Below are 17,263 nucleotides of genomic sequence, written 5' to 3' on the forward strand. Positions count from 1 at the left end.
ATGCATAACGGAACGTTTATCCGAAAGATGACACGCATGCAAAACGTGCAACGATGGGACGAATATGCCCCCCATTATCATGATAATGCAGCGAGTCACAGCTTTCGTGTCGCGGTCTTCAGCTTGATCGCGGCTTATGTGGAAAAAGAGAACGGGCGTGAAGTCGACTTGCTCGATTTGCTCGGGAAAGCCATTTTCCACGATATGAATGAAGTACAAACGGGTCCGATCATGCACCGGACGAAAAAAGAACCGACCTTGATCGGTCACATCGAGCGTATGGAACGAACAGCGAGTCTCGGTCTTGTCGAGCTGCTGTCGCAATCATTACGTCCTCACTTTCATCGTTTCGTGGTGGAAGCGGAAGATGATTCGTTCGAAGGTCGAATCGTGGACGGGATTGATTCGTTCGATGCGATGTTGTTCGTGCGACGAGAAGTCGCGCACGGCTCTCCGCACTTTGATGACAAACTAGAAGAGATGAAAGCCGCACTCCGACATCATCCGATTGATTCGGTTCGCTGGCTGTTCGACCAGGTCGAGGCAGAAACGGATGTGTTGCGATTCATCGAGAACGTCATGCGGATGGATAGTGTCCGTCGCTGGAAAGGTCGCTTTAACACGATTGACGACAACGATGCGATTCATGGTTTCCGGGCTGCCGCGCTCGGTATGTTCAGTGGGCTCTTAGAGCGTGAGAAGTACGACGTCGATGTCGATGTCGCCGAACTCGTGGCTCGTCTTCTCTGTCACGATTTAGTTGAAGGGGTGACCGGAGACGTGCTCGGTCCAGTCAAACATTCGACGCAAGAGACGGGGGCTGCGTTTGAGGCATACGAGCGAGCGGAAAGTGAACGTCTGCTTGGACTGTTGCCTGAGTATATGCAACCGGCGTTCCGTCGATATATGGCTGACTCGAAAGACGATACGTATGAGGGAATGCTCGTCGATATGATGGACAAGCTTGATGCGCTCATCAAGATGAACATGGAGCGGAAGATGAACGGGGCCGAGTATGAGGTCACGTATCGCGAGCAGCTCCGTAAAGTCCAGATGCGATATGAGAATCCAAGCATGATTTTCTTCCTGGCGTATATCTTGCATGATTTAGACTATGTCACTAGTTAAAACCGTTTATCTTGAAGTCGCATACCTAAAAGGGTGCGGCTTTTTTTATATCATTTATTGACATATATCATTTAACGATATATATTGAGTGTAAGAAATATATCATTCAATGATATAGGAGGTGGAAAGATGCCGCGAACGGACTCATTAGAGTTAGGGGAACTGACGGATAGTATGTTTTATATCCTGTTGGCGCTCACGACGCCACGTCATGGCTATTTAGTCATGCAATTTGTCGAAGAGACCACGCGAGGGCGAATGCAAATTGGTCCGGCTTCGATGTATACGATTATCAAAAAGTTGTTGAACGCCGAACTGATTGAACCGATGGATGGGGACGGAAAGAAAAAGAACTATCGAATCACGAATAAAGGCCGCTCGATTTTAACGGATGATGTGAAGAGACGACAGGCGATGGTCGAAGATGCCTGTGCCATTTTGGATATGGAGGGATCAAGATGAGACAAAAGTATATGTCGAGCTGGGGATTGGCGTTTGCTGAAGAGCGTGAGATGCGGAAACTAGAACGAATGGCGGCCAAGGGATGGCATTTGAAGAAGTTTGCCCCGCTAGGATACACGCTCGTTGAAGGGGAACCGGAAGACGTTCAGTATAGTTTGGACTATCGTACTCGTCCAGACGAAGACTACTTTGACCTGTTTGCGTCGAGCGGGTGGGAACATGTCACATCAACCGGGGATGAGATTCATATTTTCAAAGGAAATCGAGATGCCAAGCCGATTTACTCGGATGTCGAAACAACAGAGGAAAAATATCATGACATGGAGCGTCAGATGGGAAGGGCTGCGCTCATCCTAGGTATTTTATGGATTGCCCTCTTTTCGTTGTTTCAGTTTGATTGGCCAACCGTTGTCGAGACAATATTGATTGGGATTCAACTACTCGTGACGATCGGTCTCGTGTTTACAGGACTTCCGTACATCGGCTACCGTTTCAAACGCAAACGAATTAGCCGGGAAGGATGACTAGGCGGATGGCACAAGCCATCCGTCTTTGTTTCGTTCGACTGAACTATTCGAATGAGAAATAGTTAGGGAGAGAGAACTGTTTTTTAGTCTCTATCTATGCAACAAAATCAAAATCCTTCACAATAATTAATGCAAGCGTTTTCGTTAACTATTTGAGGAGGAATGAAGGATGTTGAAGAAACGACAAGGGATTGCTGTTCTAGCTGGAGTGACATCGATTGCACTGCTTTCAGGGCAACCGGTCGCACAGGCAGCGACCCCACAGAACGGTACGATGATGCAATATTTTGAATGGTACGTTCCAAACGATGGGCAACACTGGAACCGACTCTCGAATGATTCGCAGCATTTGAAAGACATCGGGATCTCCACGGTTTGGATTCCGCCGGCGTATAAAGGGACGTCTCAAAATGATGTTGGATACGGGGCCTATGATTTGTATGATTTAGGAGAGTTCAATCAAAAAGGGACGACTCGGACAAAGTATGGAACAAAAGCGCAGCTACAGTCGGCGATCTCGAACTTACGCGGGAAAGGGATTGGCGTATATGGGGATGTCGTCATGAACCATAAAGGCGGAGCGGATTATACCGAGTCCGTTCAAGCGGTCGAGGTCAATCCTTCTAACCGAAATCAAGAGACGTCTGGGGAATATGCCATTTCTGCCTGGACGGGATTCAACTTTGCGGGCCGCAACAATACATACTCCCCGTTCAAGTGGCGTTGGTATCACTTTGACGGGACTGATTGGGATCAGTCACGGAGTTTGAGCCGTATCTACAAATTCAAGAGCACGGGTAAAGCATGGGACAGTGAAGTGTCGGGTGAGAACGGGAACTATGACTACTTGATGTACGCCGATGTCGATTTTGAGCATCCGGAAGTACGTCAGGAGATGAAAAACTGGGGGAAATGGTACGCAGATTCACTCGGATTGGACGGCTTCCGACTTGATGCGGTGAAGCATATCAATCATTCATACTTAAAGGAATGGGTGACGAGTGTTCGTCAGGCAACCGGAAAAGAGATGTTCACTGTTGCGGAGTATTGGAAGAATGACTTAGGGGCCATCAATGATTACTTGGCCAAGACGGGCTACACTCATTCCGTATTCGATGTACCACTCCATTACAATTTCCAAGCGGCAGGGAATGGTGGCGGTTACTATGACATGCGGAACATTTTAAAAGGTACGGTCGTCGAGCAGCATCCTACACTCGCTGTCACCATTGTCGACAACCATGACTCACAACCAGGGCAGTCACTGGAATCAACGGTCGCGAATTGGTTCAAACCGCTTGCCTATGCGACCATCATGACACGCGGTCAAGGATATCCAGCACTCTTCTACGGAGATTATTATGGAACGAAAGGGACGACGAACCGTGAAATCCCGAATATGTCAGCGTCGCTTCAGCCGATTTTGAAAGCGCGTAAAGATTTCGCCTACGGCACACAACATGATTACATCAATCACCAAGACGTCATCGGGTGGACACGTGAAGGGGTGACGGACCGTGCGAAGTCTGGTCTTGCGACGATTTTGTCGGACGGATCAGGCGGGTCGAAATGGATGTATGTCGGAAAACAGAATGCAGGGGAAGTGTGGAAAGACATGACAGGAAATAACGGACGTCTCGTGACGATCAATGCGGACGGTTGGGGCGAGTTCTTCGTCAACGGTGGCTCGGTTTCCATCTATACGCAACAATGAATCAGTTAGACTTGTCTCTAAAGATAGGGGCGAGTCTTTTTTCTGAATTTTCACCACATAAGTTTTATACGTGATATAATGACCTAGTGTTAATTCTTGATAGGGAATACTTCCGATCCATGAATTCACATTGAACAACGTTGGTTGTTGGTTTTATCTATATTTTTGCGTTGTGACGCTGTTGAATTCAAGGAGGTTGTTATGAGTAAAGAAAAGATTGCCCAATTAAGAAAGCACGTCTCGCCGTTTGAAAAGTCCGATATTCGGATCAGTGTGCGGCAGATGATCAATACGATTCTACCGTTTCTCGTATCGTGGTTTTTAGCGTACCAACTACTGAGTGTCTCGATTTTCCTGACATTGCTGTTCACGCTGATTGCGGCAGGATTTGTCGTGCGAATGTTCATCATCTTCCATGACTGTACGCACGGTTCATTCTTTAAGAACAAGAAGGCGAATGCGATTGTCGGAACCATCACAGGGGTCTTGACGTTATTCCCATACGAGAAGTGGAAGCGGGAGCATGCGATTCATCATGCATCGAGTGGGAATTTGGATAAACGAGGTGTCGGCGACATCTGGGTCATGACGATTGAGGAGTACATAGAAGCGTCAAAATGGACTCGTCTAAAGTATCGCCTGTATCGTCATCCGCTCGTTATGTTCGGTCTCGGACCACTTTGGCTTATTCTCGTCACGAGTCGTTTCAACCGAAAGGACGCGCGGAAAAAAGAACGACAAAATACGTATCTCATCAATATCTCTCTCGTTGTCCTATATAGCGCGCTCATCTATCTGATTGGTTGGCAAGCGTTCTTGATCGTTCAAGGCACGACGATGTTCATCGCCGGTGTGCTAGGAATCTGGTTGTTCTATGTCCAGCATACGTTTGAAGATTCATACTTCGAGGATGAGCAGGAGTGGGATTATGTGAAGGCGGCCATTGAAGGAAGTTCGTATTATGAGTTGCCGAAAGTGCTTCAATGGGTGACGGGTAATATCGGATTCCATCATGTCCACCATCTGAGTCCACGCGTGCCGAACTACCATCTAGAAAAAGCACATACGTCGACACCGCCGTTACAACGGGCGACGACAATCGGACTATTTTCAAGTTTGAAATCGTTACGCTACAAATTGTATGATGCGAACAACAAAACATTCGTCACGTTCCGAGAAGTGCGCCATCTGTTGCGCCGAGCGAACGCGGCATAAAAAAAGATTGTCCCTGATCAAAAGGGACAATCTTTTTAGCGTTTCCAGACCCATTCATCACTCTCATACTTCTTGACGAGCAAATCGATTTCGGCTTGCTGTTCTTTCGTGAAGACAAGCGGTTCGAACGTCAACGAAAAAGCGTCCTTGAAGCCGGTCTCGAATGCGGCCGCTACTTCGTCAAAGGAAACGAAACGATTTAACGTGTCGTTCAAGGCGACGGCTTTTTCGCTGAAGCGGGTTTTTGCTTCTTGTTTCTCCGTCTCATCCATCGCGAAACAGTCAAACAACACCTCATCATCGACGGAGAGAGGAATCGAACCATGTTGAAGCACGGCCCCTTGGTGGCGCACTTGTGCGCTACCCGCAATCTTCCTCCCGTCGACAGCAAGCTCATAGTATGAAGCAGCATCGAAGCAGACAGCCGATTTTGGTTTGCGGAGCGCTTCGCGATCCTCTTCCGTCAATGGTACCGAAAATTCGGCGGGGACGCCGAGTTCGTGATATCCGCGACGAATCCCTTCCGTGAGTAGGCGATAGCTCTCGATGATATTCGTCGGGAGGGCAGGGGTCGATTCGGGCAAGATGACGCTATACGTCAACTCATCCGCATGCAACACGGCACGTCCCCCTGTTAAGCGACGAACGACCGGAATATTGTTCGCTTTGAGGGCGTCCCGGTCCAAGTCACGCGTCGCTCGCTGGAAACGTCCGACGCTGATTGCATGAGGTGCCCATGAATAAAAACGAAGCGTCGGTTTGAGCTCTCCCTTTGCGACCCAATTGGCGATGGCTTCATCAATCGCCATATTTTCAGCCGGTGAAGTCGATTCAGTTCTAAGTAAGTGCCACATCGTACCAGTCATAATCTCTCTTCTTTCTGTTAGTCGATTGGCAACATCGTATGGCGACGCGCCTTGTGTACTTGTTCATCCGCGTGGTATGACGAACGGACGAGTGGACCTGCCTCACAATGTGAGAATCCTTTTGATAGAGCAATCTCTTTCAACTCGGCGAACTCGTCCGGATGGTAGTAACGTTCCACCTCGAGGTGTTTCTTCGTCGGCTGCAAGTATTGACCGAGGGTTAAGATGTCGACGTTGTGCGCGCGGAGGTCATCCATCGCTTCAATCAATTCCTCTTTCGTCTCCCCAAGCCCAACCATGATCGATGACTTCGTCGGGATATCCGGGTTCAATTCTTTCGAACGCTTCAAGAACTCGAGCGTGCGGTCATATGTTGCTTTCGCACGGACTCTCGGTGTGAGGCGACGGACTGTCTCTAAGTTATGGTTCATGATGTCAGGACCCGCATCGATCAACGTCTGCAAGGCAGAGAAATCACCCATCATGTCTGACGGGAGCACCTCAATCGATGTCTCCGGGTTCATGGCGCGAACCGCGCGAACCGTCTCTGCGAAGACAGTAGCCCCGTAATCGTTCAAGTCGTCACGCGCGACAGCCGTGATGACGACGTGTTTCAAGTTCATAAGTCGAACCGATTCGGCGACACGTTTTGGCTCTTCCCAATCGAGCTCGTTCGGTTTTCCGGTCGTGACGGCACAAAAACGGCAAGCACGTGTACAGATGCTCCCGAGAATCATGAAGGTCGCAGTCCGACGTACCGCCCAACATTCATGGATGTTCGGACATTTTGCTTCCTCACATACCGTATGTAAATTTTTCTCGCGCATCATTTTCTTTAGGCCGGTATACGTGTCGTTCGTGTTTAATTTGATCTTTAACCATTCCGGCTTACGTTTCAGTTCCCCTCTTGCCACAATAATTTCCCCCTTTTTGAAAGTTAACCTGTATCGAATTGAGTTTACCAAAAAACGAATCAAAAACGAACCACGGAAATTATTGGTTTTGCCAATACAGTTCACTGTGTATCAAAACAGAAACATTGTTTCAAAATGGTTACGCTTTCACTTGAACAATTGTTTCTAAAAAGTGGAGTTGCTATACTGTTGTTGACCACCTGAATAAGGACCAAATCTAACTGATGCGATCAGGCATGGGGTGAACGAGCGTTGATGAGGCAACGCTTCTTCCTCCATGCCTTTTCGTTTGGGGGTCAGCCAAATTTGACTAAAGGGAGTGGGAACATGAACAAGGCGTGGTCTCGAGTTGTTACCATTCAAACGTGCCATCACAGAAGGAATCGACATGATCATGACGGCGCATATCGGGATGCCACAAATCGAGGACGAGGTCGTCGAATCAGAACGCGGCACGTTCCCACTCCCGGCGACGCTTTCGGATGATGTCATCACGGGAGTGCTTCGTGAGGAACTCGGACATGAAGGAATCGTGGTGACCGACGCACTCAACATGCAAGCCATCGCAGACAATTTTACGGAAGCAGAGGCGGTCATCAAGACGTTCGAAGCGGGGGTCGACATCGCGCTCATGCCGACGATTTTACGCTCGGAAGCAGATGTGATCAAACTCGAAGCAATCTTTGAGGAAGTCATTGCGGCAGTGAAGGGTGGACGTTTATCGGAGGCGACCATCGATGAATCAGTAGAACGTATTTTAACTAAATCAGGCGAGAATTCTCCCTCCTCTAAGCGTCTCGGGGCGAAGCCCGGCGTAGGTGGGAGATGAATCGCCCGGTCCAACAGTTTTCTCTCCCTATGACAGATGTTACGAACAAAAGTTCGTGATTCCGTCAGATTCTCCCTCCCCCTCCGTGGGTATCGGATGAGGAGGACATATCACGATCTGCTGGAGGGAGGAGGGACGGACATGCTGAAAGGCTACAAATATAGGCTCCACCCGACGCCTGCACAGGCCGAGTTCCTCATCAAGACGATCGGCTGCGCCCGGTTCATCTACAACAAGCTGCTCGAGGACCGCATCGCCATCCGCGATGAGGCGAAAGCGGGGATCGTGACGAGACGAAATCCGGCGACACCCGCATCCTACAAGCCCCTGTTCCCGTTCCTCGCCGAGGCGGACAGCCTCGCGCTCGCGAACGCGAAGTTGAACCTCGACACCGCGTTCGCGAAGTTCTTCGCCGGAACGGCCGGCTTCCCGACCTTCAAATCGAGACGACGGTCGCGCGCCTCCTACACGACGAACAACCAGCACGGAACGATCCGCATCGAGGCGGGCAAGGTCCGGCTGCCAAAGGTCGGGTTCGTGCGGTTCACCCAACATCGCCCGTTCGAGGGCGTCATCCGGTCGGCGACGGTCTCGATGACGAGGACGGGCAAGTTCTTTGTCTCCCTCCTCGTCGAACAGGACGATGCACCATGGATCCCAGCCAAGAACAAGGTCGGGATCGATCTCGGCCTAAAACATTTCGCCGTCATGACGAACGACGCGATGGTCTCGGAGAAGATCGACAACCCTCGCTTTCTCCGACAATCCGAGGCGAAAGTCAAGAAGGCGCAGCGCGCTTTGTCACGCAAGAAGATCGGAAGCAAGAATCGTGAAAAGGCCAGGCTGATCCTCGCCAAGAGACATGAGAAGATCGCGAACCAACGCAAGGACTTCCTTCACAAGCTGTCGAGACGGATCGTTGACGAGAACCAAGTCATCGTCGTGGAGACATTGAAATCGAAGAATATGATGCAAAACCACAAGGTGGCGAAGTCCATCGGGGACGTCAGCTGGTACGAATTCGTCCGACAGTTGGAATACAAATGTACCTTCTATGGACGGACGCTCATCAAGGCAGACCCCTGGTTCGCCTCGACGCAGATCTGTTCTTCTTGCGGCGAGAAAGGTCAGAAGAAGGCGATGGATGTCCGTGAATGGACGTGTGCCTGTGGTGCGCATCATGATCGAGACATCAACGCGAGCATCAACCTGTTGATGTTGGCGACCTAAAACGAATTCCTTCAGGGTGGGAACCACCCGACGAGCTTGGTAAATAATCGTGGCTAATAAAAGTACGATCTTCCCAAGAAGCTCCCACTTCAATTTGCGAAGTAAATAAGTGGCGAGTAGTTCACAACTGAAAGCAGAGCGTGGCATTTGGGGAGAAACGATGGACTCCACGACGCTCGAGACAAAGCTCACAGGAGCGAACGCAGTCGTAGGTAGTGCGGTGCATAAAGTGAAGGAACGTGAAATCGCGGAGGCGGCAGTCACTCTCGTGAAGAACGAGAAGAAGACGCTTCCATTCAAACCGAAAAAAGGAGACACGGTGCTCGTCTTGTCGCCAGCGAAAGACCAAACGGATAGCATGGTGAAAACAATCAAGTCACTAGAAAAGAATGCAGGGAATATGAAAGACGTGAACGTCATCACGGCCAACTACTCAGCATCAACGCCGCGTCTAAATCAAAATCCGGCACTACGGCAACAAGTTGAAGCGGCTGACTATATCATCGTCGGTTCGAACGTGAACAACAGCGCGAAATTAAAACCGACATCAGCTGATCATTATGTACCGGCCGAAGTGTTCCGTTATGCAAATGAGACAGGGAAACAATCGGTTTTACTCAGTTTGCGCAACCCATACGACATTGCCGTTCAACCGGATGCCCCGGCACATCTCTTAATCTATGGATTCAAAGGCGATCCGAACGGTCCAGATTCGGAGGCGGGCAACTTGAAGTCGGCAGGTCCGAACTTACCGGCAGGCATTCGTGCCATCTTCGGTGAAGTGAAGCCACAAGGGAAGTTGCCGGTAGATGTACCGAAATTTGTGGACGGTGTGTTCCAAGACGAAAATTACGCGCAGTTCGGTGATGGATTTAAAAACTGGAATCGCTAAAACGAAAATGAGCTCGCCCGAAAATTGGGAGAGCTCATTTTTTCATGCCTCGAAATAGGCGATGACGAGTAGACCGGGACCGGTGTGGGCACCGATGGCAGACCCGACCAGTGTCTTCGTGATGTGCTTCGGTTCGAGATGTTCGCGGACTATCTTCTCGAACTGTTCGGCTTTTTCTAGGTCGTCACCATGACCGATGAAGAGGTCTCCGTTCTCGACGATCGACTTCGATTCGACTGTCCATTCGACCATCCGGCGCATGACCTTTTTATGACCACGCACCTTTTCAATCGGGACGAGCTTGCCGTCCTCGACCGTCAATAACGGTAAAATCGTCAACAAGTCTCCGATGAAAGCACTCGCCTTCGAGACACGTCCGCCCCGCATCAAATATTCGAGCGATTCGACCGTGAACAAGTGGCGGACTTTGCCGACGAGTGAAGTAGCATACGTGACCGTTTCTTCGTACGTATGGTCTTGTCCGTACTCTGCGACCGTCTTGACGAACAATGCCTGTCCGACAGAGGCGGTCCGTGTATCGAGAACCGTGAATGTACTGTCTGGATATTCCTCTTTCAACATTTCGCCGACCATGACAGCGGTTTGGTATGTACCGGAGAGTCCTCCGGAGAAAGCGAGATATAAGAACGGGATTCCAGCCTCGAGATGCTGACGGAAACAGTGTTCGATTCGTGATGCCTCGATTTGGAACGTTTTTGGCGTCTTGCCATGCCGCATCGCTTCGTATACTTCTTTTGGTTGAATCGTCTCACCGTCTAAAAATTCTTCGTTGTCGATGATGACACCGAGCGGTAAAATCTCAAGACCATATTCGATGATTTGATCGTGTGTCAAATCGGCTCCGGTGTCTGTGATCAGTTTAAACATTGGATGAATCACTCCTCTGCTAGTTGTTGTTCAATGTCGCGTAACGGTTCATTCCGTTTCCACATGCGTTCGAGCTGACTTGCAAACATCGTTTGCTCGTCTGCCGTTAATGTCGCGTTTTGGAGCGAACTGACAGTGGAAAGAACGCGGTAGGCCCGAGTGAGGACGTCTTGTACGGTAAGTGGGATCCCAAGCAAGTCTTCAAGTGAAGCCATCGTTTCCGGTACAATGGTTGGGTACGTGAACTTTGTCTCATCCCCTTGGATGGCAAGGTCGTAAAAGTCACGGATGATTTCAGCACGTGCGCTTCCGCTCTGTCTTACGCTCAAGTAAATTTGAACGGCCACACCGCCACGGACGCGTCGTTGCGAAATCCCAGCGAACTTTTTGCCGTCGATCGACAAGTCGAAACTTCCTGGACAGTATGAACCGACGACTTCACCTGGGACGATGTCATTCGTGACGTCTTGGAACATGTGTTGGATGAGCGAGGTCATAGCCTCATAGCCGCTGTCGATTTGAATCCCGTCCTTCTCTGGTAAAATTAAAGAAAGGTTGAGGACGTCATCGTCTAGCACCACGGCTAAACCGCCTGAGTTTCGGACGACGGGACGGAATCCATGTTCATGTAAATAACGAATTCCCTCTTTCAAATGAGGCAGCCGAGCATCCTGGATTCCGAGTACAATCGTATCGGTGTGCACCCATGCCCGCAAGACGGCACCTCGTTCTTGCGTTGACGCACATAACGTATCATCGGTCGCAAACGATTGTTCCGCTTGAAACATCGTGCCAAGACTCGACTGATCGATGATGCGATAGCTCGGTTGTTGTAACAATGGATGGATCATATACATTAATTCCTTTTCACAAAAAATTTTCCTCCTCATTATAGCATGGAGGGAACGATTCGTTTGAAGTCGAATCTAGAACATAACGAAACGTAGGAGGGCATGTCATGTACTCGTCTCGAGGACAACTATCTGGATCGAAAGTATTTAAGGATCCGGTACATCGATATATTTATGTTTACGATCACCTCATTTGGGAGTTGATCAATACGAAAGAATTTCAGCGTTTGCGTCGTATCAAACAACTTGGAACGTCTTTTTTGACATTTCATGGCGCGGAGCACACGCGATTTCATCACTCGCTCGGCGTATATGAAATCGCACGCCAGTTAATCGATCAGTTCCAACAGTATCCGGAATGGGACGACCGCGACCGTGAACTACTGTTGGCAGCAGCGCTCTTGCACGATGTCGGACACGGTCCATTCTCGCACGCGTTCGAGCACGTCTTTTCCGTTCGTCATGAAGTGTGGACGGAGCGCATCATTTTAGGGGAAACCGAAGTAAATAGGGTTTTATCTGAGATGGGTGTCGGGTTTGCCGAAGAAGTGGCCTCCATCATCAATAAGACGCATCCGAATCGCTTGATCGTCAATATGCTCAGCTCACAGCTTGATGTCGACCGGATGGACTATTTGTTACGCGACGCTCACTTTGCGGGTGTCAGTTATGGAAAGTTTGATTTAGAACGCATGTTGCGCGTCTTGCGTCCGGATGAAGACCAAGTCGTGGTCAAGCAGTCTGGGATGCATACGATTGAAGACTATATTATGCGTCGCTATCAAATGTATTGGCAAGTGTACCTTCATCCGGCGACACGGTCGAGCGATCTCCTCTTGAAAGCGATTCTTGAGCGGGCACAGGAGCTCTATGAGAGTGGCTATGAGTTTAACATGACGCCGAAACACTTTTTGCCGATCTTTGAACGCACCGGTATGTCACTCGAACAATATTTGAAATTGGATGAGACGGTCGTCTACTTCTATTTCCAAGAATGGATGGAAGAAGACGACGCGATTCTAGCCGATTTGGCGAGTCGATTCGTGAATCGCCGATTATTAAAATATAAAAACTTCCCGGAAGCGAATCGTGTCCGTTATATGGAGCGCTTGCGACAGACGATGGAGACGATCGGGCTTCCACCAACATACTATCTGCTTGAAGATCAATTGAGTCAATTGCCATACGATTTATATAAAGGACAAGGCAAATACGAGGGGATTTATCTACAGATGAATGACGGGGAGCGAAAAGAGATTTCAGAGGTCTCGATGCTCGTCCAGTCGATTTTGAACTCGAGACAATCGGATGAAAAAATTTATTATCCGGAAGATGTGTTGTTGAATTTAAAAGATTATGCGAATGAAAAATCGTGGATTTTATCGACATTGAAGGACGATTAAACACGCAAAGGGGCGTGACACGATGGAGATTGCGACACTGATTGGTGGAATCGGGATTTTTTTACTCGGGATGACGTTACTGACAGATACGCTCAAAAAATGGGCTGGTACACGATTGCGTCATCGGTTGAATCAATTCACCGACGGCTCTTTATCAGGGGCGACTCTCGGCGCAATGCTGACGACCCTGTTTCAATCTTCTTCGGTGACGACACTGATGACGATTGGGTTTGTGAGCGCGGGGCTTCTCACGTTCACGCAATCGTTACCTCTCGTAATTGGCGCAAACGTAGGCAGCGCGACGACGGGATGGATCATTGCCATCCTCGGCTATAACTTAGACGTGCGCCAGTTGTTTTTGCCGATCATTGGAATCGGGATGGCGTTTCGTCTCTCTCGTCCACGCCTTCGCCGAGTGGGACTGTTGCTCGTCAGTATCGGGTTGATTTTTGTTGGGATTGGGACACTTCAAGAAGCGATGCGGGATGTCGTCACGTTCTCGTTTGGCTCGGCCGGTGAGATGACCGTTCTGCATCAGGCACTTCTGATTGGAATCGGATTTATGATGACCGCCGTCCTTCAGTCATCGACGATTGGACTCGTGCTAACGATGACGGCTCTCGCGACGGCGGCGATTTCACTCCCGCAAGCCGCTTATTTGGTGCTTGGTCAAAGTGCGGGGACGAGCCTCGTCGTGGCACTCGGTTCAATCGGAGGCTGGAAGTCAGCCCGACGCATTGTATTGGGGCATGCCATCTACCACGTGTCAATCGTCCTCATTGGATGGCTGACGTTCCCTGTTCTCTTCGAGGTCGTCAATCGAGTAGCCGATTGGTTCAACTGGAACGACTTATTACGTCTCGCCTTATTCCATACGACATTCCATCTACTAGGTGTGATCTTATTCCTACCATTTTATCAAACGTTCGCACGTCGATTACTGAAGTGGATTCCGAGTCGCTCCGAAAAATTGACACGTCTGCTCGATAAAAACATGTCACAACTCCCTACGGTCGCTCTTGAAGCGGCACGACGCTCTTTACTTGAAATCGAACGATATTTAGGAAATGAGACGGAATTGCTTGTCCGAGAGGGACGTCTTCGTGAAGATGAATTGACGCTCGTCGACAAGACGTTGAGCGATGTCCGTGTCTTTTTGAGCACGATACGTCTTGAAGATGAAGGAAAGCAAAATGATTATGGCCAACATCTATCCCTCTTGCATACGATCGATCATCTGGAACGCTGGTTATATGTCTTGCGAGAAGTCGAACCGGTCCACGCACTTCGGGACACCGACTTTTTAGCGGCACGAGAACTCGTATTGCATGAGCTTGACCTTGTGAATCAACTGAATCATCATACGCCACCAGAGGATTCGAAGCTGTGGAAACAGGCCTCAAAACAACTGGCGGAATATCGGAAAGCACATCGCTCGGAGCTGCTAGAAGAGACGGCGGCGAATCAGTTGGAGATGGACCAGACGATACAAAAAGTACAAGTATTGCTCTGGCTCGACCGTATCGGCTACCACATCTGGCGAGCGACACGTCACTTGATTAAGCCGACCGTACCGAGTGAACGGTTCGACGTGAACCGAGAAGACTAGAACAAAAAACGGACTCCATATCAGGAGTCCGTTCGTCACTTACTTCTTATCTGCGTGCATGACGCCGGCTTGTCCGTAATGTGTCGCATCCATCTCTTCGATGAAGACGGTGATGTTTTCTTTTGGCGCATTCGTCGTCTCGGAGACGGCATCCGTCACCTTTTCGATTAATGCACGTTTTTGTTCCACGGTACGGCCCGGGAGCATTTTTACCGTTACATAAGGCATGGGTCATTCCTCCTTTGCTGAAGTCTCTTTCATTGTAGAGAATCCCCTTCCTCTAGAAAAGAAAATTCTCATTTACCGAGAAACATGAGCTCACTTTTACCGGATTTGGGGTAATAAACAAGACAGAGCGAATGTAGGAGGAATCGGGATGAAGTGGAAAGGAAGACAACAGAGCCGAAACGTCGAGGATCGACGTGGCCGTAGCATCGGAGGGAAGGGGATTGCCGGGGTCGGGGGTGGTCTCGGATTGATTCTCGTCATCGTCTTTACATTATTGAATGGGGGAAGCCCGACGGATCTCGTCAACAACATCGGAATCGGGGAACCTCAATCGGAGGGGACGTATACGGGAACTGCTCGTGAAGAGGAGATGGCAGATTTCGTAGCGGTCGTCTTGAAGGATACAGAAGAAGTGTGGACAGACATCTTCGCTGAAAATGGGATGACGTATGAAGAGCCGACGCTCGTCCTATTTTCCGGACAGGTTGAATCCGCTTGTGGTATTGCTGGCTCGGCTGTTGGTCCGTTCTATTGTCCCGGCGACCAAAAATTATATATCGATTTGAGTTTTTATGATGAACTGAGTCAACGTTTCAATGCACCAGGGGATTTTGCGATGGCTTATGTCGTCGCCCATGAGGTCGGGCATCACGTCCAGACGCTTCTCGGGACGACAGAAGAAATCATGCCGCTTCGGAACGAGATGAGCGAGACCGAATTCAATCGCTATCTCGTCCGCTTTGAGTTGCAGGCAGACTACTATGCAGGCGTATGGGCCCATCACGCGCAAGGGTTAGGGTATCTTGAAGCGGGGGACGTGGAAGAAGCGATGAATGCCGCGCATCAGATTGGCGATGACACGCTGCAGCGTCAGGCACGTGGATATGTGACGCCAGACTCGTTCACACATGGGACATCGGAACAACGCATGCGTTGGTTCGAGAGAGGATTTGAGAACGGATCGATTCAAGGTGGTGACACGTTCAATACGAACAACTTATAGATCGGGCGTACGCTCGATCTTTTTAGGTGATTGGAATATGGGGAAGGAATCCGCTATCATAAAAGAACAACAGTTGCAGGAAGGGGATGACCAAATGGAATCCTTACTTACGAAAATTGATTTAGCGAAAGAGGATATGACAGCGGTCGAAAAGAAGATCGCCGACTATATTTTGTCCCATTCAACGCTCATTCCAAACATGACGACAAAAGAGCTTGCGCAAAAGACGGATGTATCCGAGGCGAGTATCGTTCGTTTCGCACGAGTCGTCGGGATTGATAGTTTTAAAGCGTTCAAGCTCGCGCTCGTGAAAGACTTGGCTGTCACGGAGACGACGCTGACGGACTTCAACGTCCTCCAGCAAAAGGACACGCCGTATGACTCGTTCCAAAAAGTCATCCATGTGAATAAAGGAGCCATCGAGGCGTGCGCCGAAGCGATGGACAAACGAGAACTTGAACATGCGGTGGACTTGTTCGCTCGTGCAAACCGCGTCATCTTTTACGGAGTCGGGGGGTCTTCGACGGCGGCAATTGATGCGCAATATAAGTTCACGAAACTGGGATACGCGGCCACGACCTCTCCCGATTTTCATTATATGTTGTCGCTGATTCCGCATTTAGGAAAGTCTGATGTATTCGTCGCAATCAGCACGTCCGGTCGAACGAAAGATGTGCTCGAGCTCGTCCGATTTGCGAAAAAGAAACGTGTTCCGGTCATCGCCATCACGAACCTCGACAAATCACCGCTTTACCGGGAAGCGGACGTTCGACTCTGTACGCCGAACGTCGAGAGTGACTTCCGAATCGCCAGTATCGCCTCACGGATGACACAATTGACGATTGTCGATACGTTATATATGGGACTCCTCCACCGGAAGGGAGAAGGCTTGATTGATCGGTACGCAGAAGCTCGAGATGAGATGGTGAAACTACGCCGATGATTCGACCTTATACGGCTGAAGATCGTCAAGAATTGCAACGCTTTCTGATGGATCAACGCACATTCGCAAGATTGAATGAACAGACAGTCGAGATGTTTCGTGACGAGAACGTGGCGGATTTTGAAGCGGATGGCACCGTCAGTCTCATTATTCGTGAAGATGGACGGGTTGTCGCCATCGCGGACCTGTTGAAACGACATCCCGTGGATGGCTCGCTTTGGCTTGGTTTGTTCGTTGTCGAAGAATCTCTCCATGGGACAGGTTTGGCGCAAACGTTGTATGAACAATTGGAAGACCAATATATGCGCCCGTATCAGACGGTATTTCGATTAGGTGTCCTTCCAAACAATCTCCGCGCTCGTCGGTTCTGGGAGCGAAACGGATACGTGTATGAGAAGGATTCGATCACGAATAAAGGAACACGCGTGCACGTCTTGAAAAAACGACTCATTCGTTCAGAGTGAGTTTTTCTTTAAAGTTTATTTGAAATTAAATTTCATAAAAATTAAATTATAAATTGACTTTAAATTTCAATATAGTACGATTAAATCATAGAGAAGA

18 protein-coding genes are annotated in these 17,263 nt (G+C 49.4%); 13 read left to right on the top strand and 5 right to left on the bottom strand.

The genetic code is table 11. The annotated features are described in order from the left end of the window. The 5 genes from KNO73_RS11990 (at nt 1) to desA (ending at nt 5,046) form a co-directional block, all read left to right on the top strand. Nucleotides 1-1,128, top strand: coding sequence for a YfbR-like 5'-deoxynucleotidase (locus KNO73_RS11990; protein WP_078147724.1), 1,128 nt, complete (start codon nt 1-3; stop codon nt 1,126-1,128). Nucleotides 1,129-1,257: 129 nt separating this feature from the next. Further along, a complete protein-coding gene (locus KNO73_RS11995) occupies nt 1,258-1,590 on the top strand; it encodes a PadR family transcriptional regulator (protein WP_012727454.1) in 333 nt (110 codons plus the stop codon). Continuing rightward, the gene (locus KNO73_RS12000; protein WP_078147723.1) at nt 1,587-2,114 is read left to right on the top strand and encodes a DUF2812 domain-containing protein; all 528 of its coding nucleotides are present in this window, start codon (nt 1,587-1,589) and stop codon (nt 2,112-2,114) included. Before KNO73_RS11995 ends, KNO73_RS12000 begins: the two co-directional genes overlap by 4 nt. Nucleotides 2,115-2,289: 175 nt before the next feature. Continuing rightward, a complete protein-coding gene (gene amyS / locus KNO73_RS12005) occupies nt 2,290-3,831 on the top strand; it encodes an alpha-amylase (protein ID WP_370148226.1) in 1,542 nt (513 codons plus the stop codon). Between the two features lie 201 nt (nt 3,832-4,032). After that, complete coding sequence (desA, locus tag KNO73_RS12010) at nt 4,033-5,046, top strand: Delta(5) desaturase DesA (protein ID WP_214735327.1); 1,014 nt, start codon at nt 4,033-4,035, stop codon at nt 5,044-5,046. Nucleotides 5,047-5,081: 35 nt separating this feature from the next. On the opposite strand, the gene KNO73_RS12015 is transcribed toward desA, so the two are convergent. Together KNO73_RS12015 and lipA are read right to left on the bottom strand one after the other, a co-directional pair. Beyond that, nucleotides 5,082-5,912, bottom strand: a complete 831-nt coding sequence (locus tag KNO73_RS12015; protein ID WP_214735326.1) for a lipoate--protein ligase family protein — start codon at nt 5,910-5,912, stop codon at nt 5,082-5,084. A 17-nt stretch (nt 5,913-5,929) separates the two neighbouring features. Then, on the bottom strand, nt 5,930-6,865 hold the full coding sequence (lipA, locus tag KNO73_RS12020; protein ID WP_324292278.1) for a lipoyl synthase: 936 nt from the start codon (nt 6,863-6,865) through the stop codon (nt 5,930-5,932). Nucleotides 6,866-7,175: 310 nt separating this feature from the next. Between lipA and KNO73_RS12025 the strand changes: the two genes are divergently transcribed. The 3 genes from KNO73_RS12025 to KNO73_RS12035 all read left to right on the top strand — a co-directional run bounded on the left by KNO73_RS12025 (nt 7,176) and on the right by KNO73_RS12035 (nt 9,777). After that, nucleotides 7,176-7,655, top strand: a complete 480-nt coding sequence (locus KNO73_RS12025; RefSeq protein ID WP_251024979.1) for a glycoside hydrolase family 3 N-terminal domain-containing protein — start codon at nt 7,176-7,178, stop codon at nt 7,653-7,655. Nucleotides 7,656-7,796: 141 nt separating this feature from the next. Continuing rightward, a complete protein-coding gene (gene tnpB / locus KNO73_RS12030; protein WP_215112546.1) occupies nt 7,797-8,885 on the top strand; it encodes an IS200/IS605 family element RNA-guided endonuclease TnpB in 1,089 nt (362 codons plus the stop codon). 109 nt (nt 8,886-8,994) lie between these two features. After that, complete coding sequence (locus tag KNO73_RS12035; RefSeq protein ID WP_353047979.1) at nt 8,995-9,777, top strand: glycoside hydrolase family 3 C-terminal domain-containing protein; 783 nt, start codon at nt 8,995-8,997, stop codon at nt 9,775-9,777. Nucleotides 9,778-9,819: 42 nt separating this feature from the next. Here KNO73_RS12035 and KNO73_RS12040 read toward each other — a convergent pair whose 3' ends face one another. Together KNO73_RS12040 and KNO73_RS12045 are read right to left on the bottom strand one after the other, a co-directional pair. Beyond that, complete coding sequence (locus tag KNO73_RS12040) at nt 9,820-10,665, bottom strand: DegV family protein (RefSeq protein WP_214730213.1); 846 nt, start codon at nt 10,663-10,665, stop codon at nt 9,820-9,822. A gap of 8 nt (nt 10,666-10,673) precedes the next feature. After that, entirely contained in the window at nt 10,674-11,522 is an 849-nt protein-coding gene (locus tag KNO73_RS12045) for a lipoate--protein ligase family protein (RefSeq protein WP_371815846.1), read from the bottom strand. A 101-nt stretch (nt 11,523-11,623) separates the two neighbouring features. On the opposite strand from KNO73_RS12045, the gene KNO73_RS12050 reads away from it, so the two are divergent. Next, complete coding sequence (locus KNO73_RS12050) at nt 11,624-12,919, top strand: HD domain-containing protein (RefSeq protein ID WP_159563019.1); 1,296 nt, start codon at nt 11,624-11,626, stop codon at nt 12,917-12,919. 22 nt (nt 12,920-12,941) lie between these two features. After that, complete coding sequence (locus tag KNO73_RS12055; RefSeq protein WP_215112547.1) at nt 12,942-14,528, top strand: Na/Pi cotransporter family protein; 1,587 nt, start codon at nt 12,942-12,944, stop codon at nt 14,526-14,528. A gap of 39 nt (nt 14,529-14,567) precedes the next feature. On the opposite strand, the gene KNO73_RS12060 is transcribed toward KNO73_RS12055, so the two are convergent. Continuing rightward, the gene (locus KNO73_RS12060) at nt 14,568-14,756 is read right to left on the bottom strand and encodes a 2-hydroxymuconate tautomerase (RefSeq protein ID WP_012727443.1); all 189 of its coding nucleotides are present in this window, start codon (nt 14,754-14,756) and stop codon (nt 14,568-14,570) included. Nucleotides 14,757-14,904: 148 nt separating this feature from the next. Here KNO73_RS12060 and ypfJ point away from each other — a divergent pair, with 148 nt between their 5' ends. The 3 genes from ypfJ (at nt 14,905) to KNO73_RS12075 (ending at nt 17,166) form a co-directional block, all read left to right on the top strand. Beyond that, entirely contained in the window at nt 14,905-15,759 is an 855-nt protein-coding gene (gene ypfJ, locus KNO73_RS12065) for a KPN_02809 family neutral zinc metallopeptidase (RefSeq protein WP_012727442.1), read from the top strand. A gap of 94 nt (nt 15,760-15,853) precedes the next feature. Next, nucleotides 15,854-16,702, top strand: a complete 849-nt coding sequence (locus tag KNO73_RS12070; RefSeq protein ID WP_078147953.1) for a MurR/RpiR family transcriptional regulator — start codon at nt 15,854-15,856, stop codon at nt 16,700-16,702. Next, the gene (locus KNO73_RS12075; RefSeq protein WP_214685381.1) at nt 16,699-17,166 is read left to right on the top strand and encodes a GNAT family N-acetyltransferase; all 468 of its coding nucleotides are present in this window, start codon (nt 16,699-16,701) and stop codon (nt 17,164-17,166) included. Before KNO73_RS12070 ends, KNO73_RS12075 begins: the two co-directional genes overlap by 4 nt. Nucleotides 17,167-17,263 lie beyond the last annotated feature (97 nt).

The organism is Exiguobacterium sp. s83 (genome assembly GCF_018617095.1).
GTDB classification, from domain to species: Bacteria; Bacillota; Bacilli; order Exiguobacteriales; family Exiguobacteriaceae; genus Exiguobacterium; species Exiguobacterium profundum.

Coding starts and splice junctions, on each gene's coding strand:
- ypfJ (WP_012727442.1), top strand. CDS start 14,905: ATGAAGTGGAAAGGAAGACAACAGAGCCGAAACGTCGAGGATCGACGT.
- KNO73_RS12040 (WP_214730213.1), bottom strand. CDS start 10,665: ATGTTTAAACTGATCACAGACACCGGAGCCGATTTGACACACGATCAA.
- KNO73_RS11990 (WP_078147724.1), top strand. CDS start 1: ATGCATAACGGAACGTTTATCCGAAAGATGACACGCATGCAAAACGTG.
- tnpB (WP_215112546.1), top strand. CDS start 7,797: ATGCTGAAAGGCTACAAATATAGGCTCCACCCGACGCCTGCACAGGCC.
- KNO73_RS12045 (WP_371815846.1), bottom strand. CDS start 11,522: ATGTATATGATCCATCCATTGTTACAACAACCGAGCTATCGCATCATC.
- KNO73_RS12050 (WP_159563019.1), top strand. CDS start 11,624: ATGTACTCGTCTCGAGGACAACTATCTGGATCGAAAGTATTTAAGGAT.
- KNO73_RS12070 (WP_078147953.1), top strand. CDS start 15,854: ATGGAATCCTTACTTACGAAAATTGATTTAGCGAAAGAGGATATGACA.
- KNO73_RS12015 (WP_214735326.1), bottom strand. CDS start 5,912: ATGACTGGTACGATGTGGCACTTACTTAGAACTGAATCGACTTCACCG.
- KNO73_RS11995 (WP_012727454.1), top strand. CDS start 1,258: ATGCCGCGAACGGACTCATTAGAGTTAGGGGAACTGACGGATAGTATG.
- KNO73_RS12000 (WP_078147723.1), top strand. CDS start 1,587: ATGAGACAAAAGTATATGTCGAGCTGGGGATTGGCGTTTGCTGAAGAG.
- KNO73_RS12060 (WP_012727443.1), bottom strand. CDS start 14,756: ATGCCTTATGTAACGGTAAAAATGCTCCCGGGCCGTACCGTGGAACAA.
- KNO73_RS12075 (WP_214685381.1), top strand. CDS start 16,699: ATGATTCGACCTTATACGGCTGAAGATCGTCAAGAATTGCAACGCTTT.
- KNO73_RS12055 (WP_215112547.1), top strand. CDS start 12,942: ATGGAGATTGCGACACTGATTGGTGGAATCGGGATTTTTTTACTCGGG.
- desA (WP_214735327.1), top strand. CDS start 4,033: ATGAGTAAAGAAAAGATTGCCCAATTAAGAAAGCACGTCTCGCCGTTT.